The organism is Pseudomonas nitroreducens NBRC 12694 (genome assembly GCF_002091755.1).
Lineage (GTDB): Bacteria > Pseudomonadota > Gammaproteobacteria > Pseudomonadales > Pseudomonadaceae > Pseudomonas > Pseudomonas nitroreducens.
In genome coordinates this window covers 1118784-1132264 of the sequence record NZ_BDAI01000001.1, presented here as the reverse complement: position 1 = coordinate 1132264, position 13481 = coordinate 1118784, and the positions used below count along the sequence as shown (strand labels likewise).

General features: G+C 67.8%; 16 protein-coding genes and 1 riboswitch. Of the genes, 12 read left to right on the top strand and 4 right to left on the bottom strand.

What is annotated here, in order from left to right; translation table 11 throughout:
* Positions 1 to 50: 50 nt before the first annotated feature.
* The 3 genes from PNI01S_RS05380 (at position 51) to PNI01S_RS05370 (ending at position 1192) form a co-directional block, all read left to right on the top strand.
* A complete protein-coding gene (locus PNI01S_RS05380; protein ID WP_037007137.1) occupies positions 51 to 413 on the top strand; it encodes a hypothetical protein in 363 nt (120 codons plus the stop codon).
* 120 nt (positions 414 to 533) lie between these two features.
* Positions 534 to 740 (top strand): hypothetical protein, encoded by a 207-nt coding sequence (locus PNI01S_RS05375; protein ID WP_024764581.1) that lies wholly within the window; start codon positions 534 to 536, stop codon positions 738 to 740.
* 200 nt (positions 741 to 940) lie between these two features.
* Positions 941 to 1192 (top strand): hypothetical protein, encoded by a 252-nt coding sequence (locus tag PNI01S_RS05370; RefSeq protein ID WP_024764580.1) that lies wholly within the window; start codon positions 941 to 943, stop codon positions 1190 to 1192.
* A 6-nt stretch (positions 1193 to 1198) separates the two neighbouring features.
* On the opposite strand, the gene PNI01S_RS05365 is transcribed toward PNI01S_RS05370, so the two are convergent.
* From PNI01S_RS05365 to PNI01S_RS05350, 4 genes are read right to left on the bottom strand one after another with little or no spacing between them, the layout of a single operon-like run.
* Positions 1199 to 1825 (bottom strand): ABC-type transport auxiliary lipoprotein family protein, encoded by a 627-nt coding sequence (locus PNI01S_RS05365; RefSeq protein WP_084357544.1) that lies wholly within the window; start codon positions 1823 to 1825, stop codon positions 1199 to 1201.
* Positions 1822 to 2760, bottom strand: coding sequence for an MlaD family protein (locus tag PNI01S_RS05360; RefSeq protein WP_024764578.1), 939 nt, complete (start codon positions 2758 to 2760; stop codon positions 1822 to 1824). Before PNI01S_RS05360 ends, PNI01S_RS05365 begins: the two co-directional genes overlap by 4 nt.
* Positions 2761 to 3546 (bottom strand): ABC transporter ATP-binding protein, encoded by a 786-nt coding sequence (locus PNI01S_RS05355; RefSeq protein ID WP_024764577.1) that lies wholly within the window; start codon positions 3544 to 3546, stop codon positions 2761 to 2763.
* The gene (locus tag PNI01S_RS05350; RefSeq protein ID WP_084357543.1) at positions 3543 to 4688 is read right to left on the bottom strand and encodes an ABC transporter permease; all 1146 of its coding nucleotides are present in this window, start codon (positions 4686 to 4688) and stop codon (positions 3543 to 3545) included. The genes PNI01S_RS05355 and PNI01S_RS05350 overlap by 4 nt, the downstream gene beginning before the upstream one ends.
* A gap of 131 nt (positions 4689 to 4819) precedes the next feature.
* Positions 4820 to 5044, top strand: a riboswitch (cobalamin riboswitch).
* Positions 5045 to 5314: 270 nt separating this feature from the next.
* Here PNI01S_RS05350 and cobO point away from each other — a divergent pair.
* The 9 genes from cobO to cobC are packed head-to-tail and all read left to right on the top strand — an operon-like array spanning position 5315 to position 13478.
* The gene (gene cobO / locus PNI01S_RS05345; RefSeq protein ID WP_024764575.1) at positions 5315 to 5926 is read left to right on the top strand and encodes a cob(I)yrinic acid a,c-diamide adenosyltransferase; all 612 of its coding nucleotides are present in this window, start codon (positions 5315 to 5317) and stop codon (positions 5924 to 5926) included.
* Between the two features lie 28 nt (positions 5927 to 5954).
* A complete protein-coding gene (locus PNI01S_RS05340) occupies positions 5955 to 7250 on the top strand; it encodes a cobyrinic acid a,c-diamide synthase CobB (RefSeq protein WP_084357542.1) in 1296 nt (431 codons plus the stop codon).
* Positions 7247 to 7897 carry a 5,6-dimethylbenzimidazole synthase gene (gene bluB / locus PNI01S_RS05335; protein ID WP_084357541.1) on the top strand — a complete coding sequence of 217 codons (651 nt, stop codon included), beginning with the start codon at positions 7247 to 7249 and terminating at the stop codon, positions 7895 to 7897. Before PNI01S_RS05340 ends, bluB begins: the two co-directional genes overlap by 4 nt.
* On the top strand, positions 7894 to 8823 hold the full coding sequence (cbiB, locus tag PNI01S_RS05330) for an adenosylcobinamide-phosphate synthase CbiB (RefSeq protein ID WP_084357540.1): 930 nt from the start codon (positions 7894 to 7896) through the stop codon (positions 8821 to 8823). Before bluB ends, cbiB begins: the two co-directional genes overlap by 4 nt.
* Positions 8823 to 9824 (top strand): threonine-phosphate decarboxylase CobD, encoded by a 1002-nt coding sequence (cobD, locus tag PNI01S_RS05325; RefSeq protein ID WP_084357539.1) that lies wholly within the window; start codon positions 8823 to 8825, stop codon positions 9822 to 9824. The genes cbiB and cobD overlap by 1 nt, the downstream gene beginning before the upstream one ends.
* A gap of 29 nt (positions 9825 to 9853) precedes the next feature.
* Positions 9854 to 11293: a cobyric acid synthase gene (locus PNI01S_RS05320; protein ID WP_084357603.1), complete on the top strand. Its 1440-nt coding sequence runs from the start codon at positions 9854 to 9856 to the stop codon at positions 11291 to 11293.
* Between the two features lie 27 nt (positions 11294 to 11320).
* Positions 11321 to 11842, top strand: a complete 522-nt coding sequence (gene cobU, locus PNI01S_RS05315) for a bifunctional adenosylcobinamide kinase/adenosylcobinamide-phosphate guanylyltransferase (RefSeq protein ID WP_024764569.1) — start codon at positions 11321 to 11323, stop codon at positions 11840 to 11842.
* On the top strand, positions 11839 to 12894 hold the full coding sequence (gene cobT, locus PNI01S_RS05310) for a nicotinate-nucleotide--dimethylbenzimidazole phosphoribosyltransferase (RefSeq protein ID WP_084357538.1): 1056 nt from the start codon (positions 11839 to 11841) through the stop codon (positions 12892 to 12894). Before cobU ends, cobT begins: the two co-directional genes overlap by 4 nt.
* A complete protein-coding gene (gene cobC / locus PNI01S_RS05305) occupies positions 12891 to 13478 on the top strand; it encodes an alpha-ribazole phosphatase family protein (protein WP_084357537.1) in 588 nt (195 codons plus the stop codon). Before cobT ends, cobC begins: the two co-directional genes overlap by 4 nt.
* Positions 13479 to 13481: the final 3 nt, after the last annotated feature.

Sequence of the window (13481 nt, the reverse complement as noted above, 5' to 3'; positions counted from 1 at the left end):
GCGCTTCGTTGCAACGCTGGACACTCCGGTTGCTCGGCGCACTGGCCCTGATGCTGGGGCTGAGCAGCCCGGCACTGGCCGACCGGGTGATTCCCTCGGGGATGATGGTGGGCTTCGTCGACAGTGCGGTGTATCCGGTGATCACCTTGAAGCGACCGAAACCGAGTCTGCTGCGCCGGGTCATGACGCTGGGGCTGTACAAGAGGACCGTCAGCTATCCATTGTCCGTTTCGGTGCGTATCCGTGATGAGAACAACCGATTCATGGTTTACGGCCTGTTACCCAACATCACCGGAAAATTCGTCGGCATCAAGGTCGGCCTGGACAGTCGCATCAGCCAGATATGGGTGCTCACCGAGCGGGAAGCGACAGAGTATGTAAACCGTCCGGGAACTCTCTTCCCGCCGAGCTGACGGACAATTCGCCAGACCACGCCTTGCCGCTCGCGAGATTCCTCCGAGCGGACTGCAGCCGGGAAGCCTGTGCTTCGGCTATCATGTGCGCCGGTCAAACTCTTTCTATCCGGTTACCCCATGACGTCCTCCCAGCAGCCGCCGCGCGACGAAAACGCGGACAACACCCAGGAACAACCTTCGCTCTCCCTGGCAGAATTGGCCAAGGCTGCGCTTGCTGCGCAGAAGCAGGCCGCTTCCGCCTACCAGCACCGCAAGGCGCACGACAAGGCTGAGTATCGCCCGCCGCACCCGCGCGGCTCGCGTCGCTCGATGGGCAAGCGCTGAGGCAGCCTCTCGTCAGAAATACCTTCAGCCAGCACTCTTGCGGGGGCGCTGGCTGAACTGCGGCAACCGGCGTCGGTCGTATCCGCAGCGGCCCTGCCATGCTGGCTGGCCATTTCCCGCTTTCGCGAACCCGTCACGGATTGACACTCGCGCGGTCCTGCAACCTGGTTGAAGGAGCGCCTCGCGTCCAAGGAGAATCCATGAAAGTCCTCGTTCCTATCCTTTCCCTGCTGGCGCTCGCCGGCTGCATCACCATGACCGGCAACTACGAAGTCAGCGCCCATGACGAGTCCGGCAAGGCCTTGAGCAATGGCAAGTTCCTCGCCCATGGCAGCGGCATCTACACCGTGCGCAACTCACTGTGCTCGGTCTATCCGAAGGCCATCGTCACCATCAAGGACGTGGAGACGGACCAGGAGCTGGAGGGCGAAAGCCCTTACCACTGTCGCTGAGTCCTCTCATGGGGCTGGCGGTGTGAACTTCTGCTGCTGTCCCTGCTGCAACGTCCACTCCACGACCTGCGCGGAAAGCTGATCGGCGGCCTTGCCGAAGGCGCTGACCACTTCGGGCACCTGCTTGCCGTCCACTGGCTGGCTGACCTCGAAGCTGCGCGAGGCGACGATGCGCTGGTCGAGGGTGCGCACCAGGCGGGCATCGTAGCGGATGTGGATCACTGGCTTGCCGTTCTGGTACTCGCTCTGGAAGGCGCGCAGTTCGCCGGTCAGGTCGAGGTCGGCCTGCAGGCTGGCTTCGTCGCTGCTCAGGGCGCGGATGCTGCCGTTGGCGGTGAAGGCGTCGAGCAGGCGATCACGCAGCAGGCCCGGCGCGCGGTTGCTCCAGCGTGCGCCCTGGTAGCTGCTCAACTGGTTGCCCTGCGGGACCACGGCGATGCGGTTGCTGTCCAGCACCAGGCTGGCGGTAGGCGCGCTGACCCGCAGCGACCAGTTTACCGCCGTGCTGCCGCGCACGGGTTGCTGGGTGGCCGGCAGCAGGTAGAAGTCCGGGCTTTCCGCTTCCGGGAGGATCGAGCAGGCGCCCAACAGGCTGACCAGGGCGGCGGCGAGCAGGCGGGGAAGGGCGGTCATGGCTGGAACTCCTTGTTGCGTTCGCGGCCGAGCAGGTAGCCGGTGGGATTCTCCTGCAGGCGGCGGGTGACGCCGCGCAGGTCTTCCAGGGTGGAGCGCAGTTCGCGGATCGCCGGGCCGATTTCGCCCAGGCCGTTGAGGCCGCCGTTCACCGAGTCGTAGTTGCTGTTCAGCAGTTGCTCCACCCGTTCGCTGCTGGTGCGCAGGGAGGCGAGGGTTTTCTGGGTGTCGTCGAGAATCGTCTGGCCCTTGCCGCCCAGGGTCTGGTTCGCGCGGTCGAGCAGCTGGCTGGCATTGGCCAGGGTAATGCGCGCCTGCTCGCTGGCGGTGGCCAGTTCCTTGAAGGTCCGCCGGATGTCGTCGCGCTGTTCGGCGACCACGCCGGTCGCCTGGTCGATGTGGTCCAGGGTGCGGCTGATGCGGTCGACGTTCTCCTGGGAGAACATGCGGTTCACGTTGTTGATCAGGTTGTTGATGTTGGTGGCGATGTCCTCGCCGTTGGCGAGCAGCTTGGCGAAAGGCGACGGGATGGTCTTGATCACCGGGATTCCGCCATCCTTGGCTTCCAGTGGCGGGCTGTCCTGGCCGGCGCTGGAGAGCTGGATGATGGCCTGGCCGGTGACGCCGGTGAGGGCCAGCTTGGCGCGCGTATCCTCGCGGATTGGCGTGCTGTCGTAGACGCGGATGCGCGCGCGGACCTTGCGCGGGTCGTTCGGGTCCAGGCGCAGGGAGACCACGTCGCCGACGCGGATGCCGCTGTACTGCACGGTGCCGCCTTCGGACAGGCCGGTCACCGCCTCGCTGAAGATCACGTCGTAGATCTTGTAGCGCTGGTCGTTGCTCGATTGCGCCAGCCAGAGCGCGAAGAGCAGCGCGCCGATCGACACGACCAGAGTGAACAGGCCGATCAGTACGTGATGGGCACGGGTTTCCATTCAGCTTTCCTCCCGCAGGTGTTCGGTGGCCTGCAGCGCGGCACGGCCGCGTGGGCCGTGGAAATAATCCTGTACCCAGGCGTCGTCGGTCTGGGCGACCTGGTCCAGCGGCCCGACCACCAGCACCCGCTTCTGCGAGAGCACGGCGACGCGGTCGCAGATGGTGTAGAGGGTGTCCAGGTCGTGAGTGACCAGGAACACGGTGAGACCGAAGGCGTCGCGCAGGGTCAGGATGAGTTGGTCGAAGGCCGCCGCGCCGATGGGGTCGAGGCCGGCGGTGGGCTCGTCGAGGAACAGGATGTCCGGGTCCAGCGCCAGGGCGCGGGCCAGCGCGGCGCGCTTGACCATCCCGCCGGACAGTTCGGCCGGATACTTGGCCCCTGCATCCGGCGGCAGGCCGGCGAGGGAAATCTTCACCTTGGCCATGAACTCGGCGTCGCTGCGCGACAGGCCGGCGTGCTCGATCAGTGGCAGGCAGATGTTCTCGCTCACGGTCAGCGAGGAGAACAGCGCACCATTCTGGAACAGCACGCCAAAGCGCCGTTCGAGCTTCGAGCGCTCCAGCGGCGGCAGCGCCGGCAGGTTCTGCCCGAACACGTGGACGCTGCCTTCGCTGGGCTGGCGCAGGCCGATTATGCTGCGCAGCAGCACCGACTTGCCGGTGCCCGAGCCGCCGACTACGCCAAGGATTTCGCCCTTCATCACATCGAGGTCGAGATGCTCGTGCACGGCGTGGGTGCCGAAGCGGTTGGCCAGGTCGCGGACGACGATGATCGGTTCGCTCACCAGCCCATCTCCATGAAGAACAGCGCAAACATCGCATCCAGCAGGATCACCACGAAGATCGACTGGACCACGCTGGAAGTCGTGTGCTCGCCCACCGACTGTGCGCTGCCGCTGACGCGGAAGCCTTCCAGGCAGCCGATCACGGCGATGATGAAGGCGAACACCGGGGCTTTGACGATGCCGACCAGGAAGTGCTGCACGGCAATGTCGTTCTGCAGCATGTAGAGGAACATGCGCGGCGAGATGTCCAGGCTCAGGGCGCAGACCACGCCGCCGCCGAAGATGCCGGAGAGCATCGCCAGGAAGGTCAGCATCGGCAGGGTCAGCAGCAGCGCCAGCACGCGCGGCAGCACCAGCAACTCCACGGGGTCGAGGCCCAGGGCCTGGATGGCGTCGATCTCCTGGTTGGCCTTCATCGAGCCGATCTGTGCGGTGAAGGCGCTGGCGGTACGGCCGGCCAGCAGGATTGCGGTGAGCAGCACGCCGAATTCACGCAGGAAGGAGAAGCCCACCAGGTCGACCGTGTAGATCGCCGCGCCGAATTTCTGCAGCACCGTGGCGCCGAGGAAGGCCACCACCGCGCCGACCATGAAGGTGAGCAGGGCGACGATGGGCACGGCGTCCAGGCCGGTTTCCTCCATGTGCGCGGTCAGCGAGGTCAACCGCCAGCGACGCGGCCGGAACAGGTTGCGCACCAGGGTTTGCAGGGTCAGGCCGATGAAGCCCAGCACGCCGATCAGGTGGTCCTTGAACGTCAGGGTGGCGACGCCGATGCGCTCCAGTACGTCGGCCAGTGCGTTGCCCGGTGCCGGGCCTTTCTCGTCCAGCCGGCACTGGGTGATCGCGCTGCCCACCGTGCGCAGCAGCGCCTGGCGTTCGGCGGGGAGGTTGCGGGCGATCTGGTCGAGCTGGCTCATGCGCGCGCCGCCGATGATCTCGGCGAGCAGCGCGGCGCCGGCGGTATCCAGCGCGCCAAGGCCGGCGAAATCCAGCTCCGCGGGGGACTCGGCGCTGCGCTGGGCGGCGACCTGGGCTTGCAGCGAGGCGAAGTGCGCGAGTGTCCAGTCGCCGCTGATGTGCATCAGGGACGGGGTCGCGGAGGTGTCGAGCTGAAGCTGGCCGGGTTGGGCAGTCGTCGTCATGATTCGCATTCTAGCGAAGTTGAGCGGCCTGACCACTTGACTTGTGTGACCCTTTATAGAGCCTCGGCGGTTCGACGGGCGGGCCCCCGGCGACAGTCTGTTCAATTGACGCCCCAGCCCGCCAGCCACTAAGCTGCGCGCCTGCTACAGGTGCCCGAGGCGCAAGTCGAGGGTGAAACAGGGAAGCCGGTGAATTCGATGCGCAATCGAGCATTCCGGCGCTGCCCCCGCAACGGTAAGCGAGCTTCGAACCGCATCCGCCACTGTGCCACTGGCATGGGAAGGCGCGGTTCTTTCGGAAACGCCAGGCGCTTCCACTCGCAAGCCCGGAGACCGGCCTGCTGCATCGCATGGCATCGCGGGAGGCGCTGTCGACGCAGGCCATGTGCGCCGCGCGTTGCCGTCCTCCGCCTGCCCCGACTGGTCAGTGCCGCGCGGGTGAGAGCGGCGGAGAATCCTTCAGGTGAATTCCCTGTTTCCCAAGCCGACGGCTTTCGCGCCGAGCGGCTTATACCGCATGGCGCCTACGCACGCCGGCGGTTCGTTCCTGCCCATCCCATTCTCCGCTCGCTGCCGCCCGGCCGGCGAGCTGGCGCCTGCGCGCTCCCTTTCTAGAGGCAAACCCCATGACTGAATCCCCTGAAAAGGACGAACGCCACCGTTCGCGCATGCAGCGCAAGAAATCGGTGATCGACGAGAAGATCGCCCAGGCCCAGGGCGAACGCGGAGTGTTCCTGGTCAACAGCGGCAACGGCAAGGGCAAGAGCAGCTCGGCCTTTGGCATGGTCGCCCGCGCGCTGGGCCACGGCATGAAGGTCGGGGTGGTGCAGTTCATCAAGGGTGCTGCGACCACCGGCGAGGAGGCGTTCTTCCGCCGCTTCCCCGAGGAAGTCAGCTTCCATGTCATGGGTGAAGGCTTTACCTGGGAAACCCAGGACCGCCAGCGCGATATTGCCAAGGCACAGGCGGCCTGGGATGTGGCACGGCAACTGCTGGCCGATCCGCAGATAGGCCTGGTGGTGCTGGACGAGGTGAACATCGCCCTCAAGCACGGCTATCTGGAGCTGGACACCGTGCTCGCCGACATTGCCGCCCGCCCGTCGATGCAGCATGTGGTCGCCACCGGCCGAGGCGTGCAACCGGCCATGGTCGAGGCCGCCGATACCGTGACCGAGATGGGCCTGGTGAAACATGCCTTCAAGGCTGGCATCAAGGCGCAGAAAGGGGTGGAGTTCTGATGCCCTTCGTTATGGCGGAGTGCTCCTGATGCTCGATGCGCGCCAATGCCCCGCCCTGCTGATCGCTGCCCCCGCCTCCGGGCAGGGCAAGACCACCGTGACCGCCGCCCTGGCGCGCCTGCACACGCGCCTCGGGCGCAAGGTGCGGGTGTTCAAGTGCGGCCCGGACTTCCTCGATCCGATGATCCTCGCCCGCGCCAGCGGCGCACCGGTTTATCAGCTGGACCTGTGGATGGTCGGCGAGGGCGAAAGCCGCCGGTTGCTCTGGGAGGCGGCCGGTGAGGCCGACCTGATCCTCATCGAAGGCGTGATGGGCCTGTTCGACGGCTCGCCCTCGGCCGCCGATCTGGCGCGGCGCTTCAACGTGCCGGTGATGGCGGTGATCAATGGCCAGTCCATGGCCCAGACCTTCGGCGCGATGGCCGTCGGCATGGCCACCTACCAGCGCGACCTGCCGTTCTCCGGCGTGCTCGCCAACCGCATCGGCAGCCAGCGCCACCGTGACCTGGTGCGTGACAGCCTGCCGGAATGGATTCGCTGGTATGGCGCGCTGCCGCGCGACACCGAGGTCGAGTTGCCCAGCCGCCACCTCGGCCTGGTGCAGGCCGGCGAACTGGCGGACCTCGACGCGCGCCTGGACGCCGCCGCCGATGCCCTGGCCGCCAGCGCCAGCACCGAGTTGCCGGCGCCGGTGAGCTTCGCCGCGCCCGAACCGCGCAGCGAGTCTTCCCGCCTCGACGGCGTGCGCATTGGCGTGGCGCGGGACAACGCCTTCGCCTTCCTCTATCAGGCCAACCTCGATCTGTTGCGCGAGCTGGGCGCCGAACTGGTGTTCTTCTCGCCGCTGCGTGACGCATCGCTGCCGGAGGTGGACAGCCTCTACCTGCCCGGCGGCTACCCGGAGCTGCACCTGCAAGCGCTGGCCGACAACCGCGCCATGGCCCAGGCGATTCACGCCCACCACGAGAGGGGCAAGCCGATCCTCGCCGAGTGCGGCGGCATGCTCTATCTGCTCGATGCCCTGACCGACGTGGCCGGCGAACGCGAGGAGCTGCTGGCCCTGCTGCCGGGTGAGGCGCGCATGCAGAAGCGTCTCGCCGCGCTGGCGTTGCAGGCCGTGACGCTGCCCGAGGGCACCCTGCGCGGGCACACCTTCCACCATTCGTTGCTCGACAGCGCTGAAGTACCGCTGGCCCGTGGCGTCTGCCCGAACGACAAGCCGGTGGCCGAGGCCGTGTTCCGGCGTGGCCGGCTCACGGCGTCCTACATCCACTTCTACCTGCCATCCGATCCGGATGCCGCAGCCGCACTCTTCAGACCATGACCGATCACGCCTACAGCCCCGAGGAACGCGCCGCGCTTTACCGCGCCATCGCCGAGCGCCGCGACATGCGTCATTTCAACGGTGGCGAGGTGGCGCCCGAATTGCTCGCGCGCCTGCTGGAAGCCGCACACCAGGCGCCGAGCGTCGGCATGATGCAGCCTTGGCGCTTCATCCGCGTGACGTCCAGGGACGTGCGCCAGTCGATCCACCAATTGGTGGAAGAGGAGCGCATTCGTACCGCCGAAGCGCTGGGCGAGCGCTCCGACGAATTCATGAAGCTGAAGGTCGAGGGCGTGCTCGACTGCGCCGAGGTGCTGGTGGCTGCGCTGATGGACGGCCGCGAGGCGCATGTCTTCGGCCGTCGCACGCTGCCGAACATGGATCTGGCCTCGCTGTCCTGTGCCATCCAGAATCTCTGGCTGGCTTCGCGCGCGGAAGGGCTGGGCATGGGCTGGGTGTCGCTGTTCGATCCTGCCGCGCTCGGCGACCTGCTTGGCCTTCCGGACGGTGCCGAGGCGGTTGCGGTGATCTGCCTGGGGCCGGTCAGCGCGTTCTATTCCGCCCCGATGCTGGCCCTGGAAGGCTGGCGCCAGCCGCGCTCGCTGGACGAGCTGGTGTTCGAAAACCGCTGGGGAGAGAAGGCATGAGCCTGGCCTTGCTGAGCGTCCTCGGCGTGGCGCTGGACGCCCTGCTGGGCGAGCCGAAACGCTGGCATCCGCTGGTGGCGTTCGGGCGGTTGGCGGACCGGCTGGAGCGAAGGTTCAATCGCTCCCGCGCCGATGCCGGAAGCGACACCCCTGGCCTCGGCTGGCGCAGCCATGGCGTCACCGCATGGATCATCGCGGTCATTCCGCTGACCCTCATCGCGCTGTTGCTAAGCCTGCTGCCTTACGTCGGCTGGATCGTCCAGGTGCTGGCGCTGTACGCCGCCCTGGGTCTGCGCAGCCTGGGCGAGCACGCCGATCCGGTGGTGCTGGCGCTGCGCAGTGGCGACCTCAACGAAGCGCGCCTGCGCGTGGGTTACGTGGTCAGCCGCGAAACTGCCGAGCTGGACGAAACCGCGGTGGCCCGCGCGGCCACCGAGTCGGTGCTGGAGAATGGCAGCGACGCGGTCTTCGCGGCGCTGTTCTGGTTCGCCGTGGCGGGTGCTCCGGGCGTGGTGCTCTACCGCCTGAGCAACACCCTCGATGCCATGTGGGGCTACCGCAATGCGCGCTTCGAACGGTTCGGCTGGGCCGCGGCGAAGATCGACGATGGGCTCAACTACATTCCCGCCCGGCTGGTGGCGCTGACCTACGCGCTGCTGGGCCACACCCGGCTGGCCCTGCGCTGCTGGCGCACACAGGCGCCAAAATGGGACAGCCCCAACGCCGGCCCGGTGATGGCCGCCGGCGCGGGGGCTCTGGGCGTTTCGCTCGGCGGCTCCGCCCGCTACCACGGCGAGCTCCACGAACGCCCGCAGCTGGGCAAAGGCCCGGCGCCGACTGCCGTGGATATCTGGCGCGCGCTTGCCCTGGTGCGTCAGGGAGTGTTGTTGTGGTTGCTGATCATCCTGATTCTGGGAGTGCTCTGATGCTCGAACATGGCGGCCGGTTGCGCAAAGCGGCGCAGCAGTACGGAATTCCGCTCTCCGAGTGGCTGGACCTGTCCACTGGCATTTCGCCCTGGTCCTGGGCGTTGCCCAGCGTGCCGGCGGCGGCCTGGATGCGCCTGCCCGAGGACAGCGACGGCCTTGAAGCCGCCGCGCGGCGCTACTACGGTGCCGAGAAGCTGCTGCCGTTACCCGGCAGCCAGGCGGCGATCCAGCTGCTGCCGCGCTTGCGCCGACCGGGCAAGGTCGGCGTGGTTTCGCCCTGTTACGCCGAGCACGCCGAATCCTGGCGTGCCGCCGGGCACATCCTGCGAGAGGTCAGCGACCAGGAAGTCCCCCATCACCTGGAGCGTTTCGACGTGCTCGTGGTGGTCAACCCGAACAACCCCACGGGCAAGCGCATAGAGGCCGGTGTGCTGCTGGAATGGCACGCACGCCTGCAGGAACGTGGCGGCTGGCTGGTGGTGGACGAAGCCTTCATGGACTGCACTCCCGAGCACAGCCTGGCGCCCAGTTGCGCCAGCCGTCCGGGGCTGATCGTGCTGCGCTCCTTCGGCAAGTTCTTCGGCCTGGCCGGTGCGCGGCTGGGCTTCGCCTTCGCCGAACCGCGCCTGCTGGAAAGCCTGGCGAAGCTGCTCGGCCCCTGGGCGGTCAACGGCCCCACGCGCTGGGTTGCCCAGGCGGTGCTGGGGGAGTTCCAGGAACAGATCCAGCGGCGCCGTGACCTCAACGAGGCGAGCCGGCGCCTGGCCGGCCTGCTGGGCGAACACGGCTTCGCGCCCCAGGGCGGAACGTCGCTGTTCCAGTGGGTGGTGTCCATGCGTGCTCACGCGCTGCGCGACCATCTGGCGCGCCAGGGGATTCTCGTGCGCCTGTTCGAGACGCCCGGCAGCCTGCGCTTCGGTCTGCCGCCGGACGAGAAGGGCTGGGAGCGCCTGGAGCATGGCCTGCGCACCTTCAACCAGATGGAGAGCCTGCGGTGACGTTGCACAGCGCACACAGCGCGACCTTGATGGTGCAGGGCACCACTTCGGATGCCGGCAAAAGCACGTTGGTGACGGCGCTGTGCCGCTGGCTGCGCCGCCAGGGCGTGGCGGTGGTGCCGTTCAAGCCGCAGAACATGGCGCTCAATAGTGCGGTGACTGCCGATGGCGGCGAAATCGGACGCGCCCAGGCGGTGCAGGCGCAGGCCTGCCACCTGGCGCCGCACACCGACATGAACCCGGTGCTGCTCAAGCCCAACAGCGACACCGGTGCCCAGGTGATCATCCATGGCCGCGCGGTCACCAGCATGAACGCGGTGGCCTACCACGACTACAAGCGCGTGGCGATGAAGGCGGTGCTCGAGTCCCACCAGCGCCTGAGCGCGCAGTACCCGGTGGTGATGGTCGAAGGTGCGGGCTCGCCGGCGGAGATCAACCTGCGCGCCAACGACATCGCCAACATGGGCTTCGCCGAGGCAGTGGACTGCCCGGTGATCCTGATCGCCGATATCGATCGTGGCGGCGTGTTCGCCCACCTCGTGGGCACCCTGGAGCTGCTCTCCGAGAGCGAGCGGGCGCGGGTAAAGGGCTTCGTCATCAACCGTTTCCGCGGCGATATCGCGTTGTTGCAGAACGGCCTCGATTGGCTGGAGGAGCGCACCGGCGTGCCGGTGCTGGGCGTGTTGCCGTACCTGATGGACTTCCACCTGGAAGCCGAGGATGCCATCGACACCCGCCAGGCCGCCAAGACCGGCGAGCGACTGCGGGTCGTCGTGCCGGTTTTGCCGCGCATCAGCAACCACACCGATTTCGATCCGCTGCGCCTGCACCCGCAGGTGGAGCTGACCTTCGTCGGCCCTGGCCAGCCGATCCCACCGGCGGACCTGATCATCCTGCCCGGCTCCAAGAGCGTGCGTCCTGATCTCGCTTTCCTGCGCGCGCAGGGCTGGGAAGCGGCGATCCAGCGCCACCTGCGCTACGGCGGCAAGGTGCTGGGTATCTGCGGTGGCCTGCAGATGCTCGGCCGTACTCTGGCCGATCCGCATGGGCTGGAAGGTGCGGCGGGGGAGAGCGAGGGGCTCGGCCTGCTGGACCTGCTCACCGTGCTGGAGCCGCAGAAGCAGTTGCGCAACGTCAGTGGCCGGCTGGCGCTGGAAGATGCTGCGGTGAGTGGTTACGAGATTCACGCTGGCGTCACCCGAGGCCCGGCGCTGGCCAATCCCGCCGTGCGCCTGAGCGATGGCCGTGCCGATGGCGCGTTGAGCGACGATGGCCAGGTGATGGGCACTTATCTGCACGGGCTGTTCGAGTCCTCCGCGTCCAGCGCCGCACTGTTGCGCTGGGCGGGGCTGCACGAGGTGCAGCAGATCGATTACCACGCCCTGCGCGAGCGCGACATCGAGCGTCTGGCCGACCAGGTCGAGGCGCATCTGGATACCGAGAAACTGAGGCGGCTGTGTGGGCTCTGAAACTGTCTTTCGTAGGAGCGGGAACCCATGCTTGAACTGATTCTCGGCGGCGCCCGCTCGGGCAAGAGCCGCCTGGCCGAGCGCCTGGCGCAGGACAGCGGCCTGCCGGTCACCTACGTCGCCACGGCCCAGGCCGGCGACGGCGAGATGTCCACGCGCATTCTCCAGCACCGCGAGCGCCGCCCGGAACACTGGGGCCTGGTGGAAGAACCGCTGGCCCTGGCCGACGCACTGGAGCGCCTGGCTGCACCCGGCCACTGTGTGCTGGTCGATTGCCTGACCCTGTGGGTCACCAACCTGCTGATCCATGAAGACGGCTGGCGCCTGCGTGGCGAGATCGACGCGCTGCTGGAAACGCTGCCGCACCTGCCGGGGCGCATCCTTCTGGTCAGCAACGAAACCGGGCTGGGCGTGGTGCCGATGGGCGAGCTCAGCCGCCGATATGTCGACGAGGCCGGCTGGTTGCACCAGTCCCTGGCCGAGGTCAGCGAGCGCGTGGTGTTCACCGTCGCCGGCCTGCCCATGGTGTTGAAGGGGGAAGCGTTATGAGTCTGCAATGGTGGCTGCAAGGTACCCAGCCGATCGACCGCGTGGCGCAGGACAAGGCCGCCGCGCGTCAGGACCAACTGACCAAGCCGCGTGGCGCACTGGGCCGGCTGGAAGAGGAAACCATCCGCCTGGCCGGCCTGCAGGGCCGCGAGCGGCCGGGCCTGGAGCATGTCTGGATCGCCCTGTTCGCCGGTGACCACGGGGTGGTGGCCGAGGGCGTATCGGCCTATCCGCAGGCGGTGACGGTCGAGATGCTGCGCAACTTCGTGCGCGGCGGCGCGGCGATCAGCGTGCTGGCGCGCGACCTCGATGCGCGCCTGGAGGTCATCGACCTCGGCACGGCAACGCCGCTGGAGCCGCTGCCGGGTGTGCTGCATGTGATGGTCGGCGCCGGTACGGCGAACTTCGCCAAGGAGCCGGCGATGACCGCCGCGCAATGCCTGATTGCCCTGGAAGCGGGCCGCGAGTCCGTGCGCCGCGCGCAACAGGCCGGCGCCGAGCTGTTCATCGGCGGCGAGATGGGTATCGGCAACACCAGTGCCGCCGCTGCGCTGGCCTGCGCGCTGCTCGACGAACCGGCCCGCGCGCTGGTCGGCCCCGGCACGGGGCTGGACTCGCAGGGTGTCGCCCGCAAGGTCGAGGTGATCGACCGCGCGCTGGCGCTGCACCGCGCCCACTGCGACGAACCGTTCGAAGCGCTGTGCCGCCTGGGCGGCTTCGAGATTGCCGCACTGGTCGGCGCCTACCTGGCATGTGCGCAGAAGGGTATTGCCGTGCTGGTGGACGGCTTCATCTGCAGTACTGCCGCGCTGTGCGCGATTCATCTGAATCCGGCCTGCCGCGACTGGCTGCTGTTCGCCCATGCCGGTGCCGAACCGGGGCACAATCGTGTGCTGGCCGCGCTCGACGCGCAGCCGTTGCTGGACCTTGGCCTGCGCCTGGGCGAGGGCAGTGGCGCGGCGCTGGCAGTGCCGCTGCTGCGCCAGGCCTGCCGGCTGCACAGCGAGATGGCGACCTTCGCCGAAGCGGCGGTATCGGATCGCCCGGCATGACGCTGCGGCTGGAATTGCTGCGCCACGGCGAGACCGAGCGCGGCGGTGGCTTTCGCGGGCGGCTGGACGACGCGTTGACCGAGAGCGGTTGGGCGCAGATGCGCGCGGCGGTGGGCGACGAATGTCGCTGGGCGGCGCTGGTCAGCTCGCCGTTGCAGCGTTGCGCTGCCTTCGCTCGGGAGCTGGCGGCGCGCCACAGCCTGCCGCTGGGCTTTGAGCCAGGCTTGCAGGAGCTGGATTTCGGCCAGTGGGAAGGCATTTCGCCAGCTAAGCTGATGGAGACGGATGCGCAGGCGCTCGGACGCTTCTGGGACGATCCCTACGCTTTCCCTCCACCGGGCGGCGAGGCCATGGGCGACTTCGAATCCCGCGTCTTTGCGGCGCTGGAGCGGCTCTACCAGGCCCATGCCGGATCTTCCGTACTGGTCGTCACCCATGGCGGTGTGATGCGCCTGTTCGGCGCCCTGGCCAGCGGCCTGCCGGCGGAGCGTCTGTTGGAAGTGGTGGTGGCCCACGGCGAATGTATGGTGCTGGACGTGACCCGCGAGGGTGATGGCTGGCGTATCCAAAAGGCGCAACCATAAGTC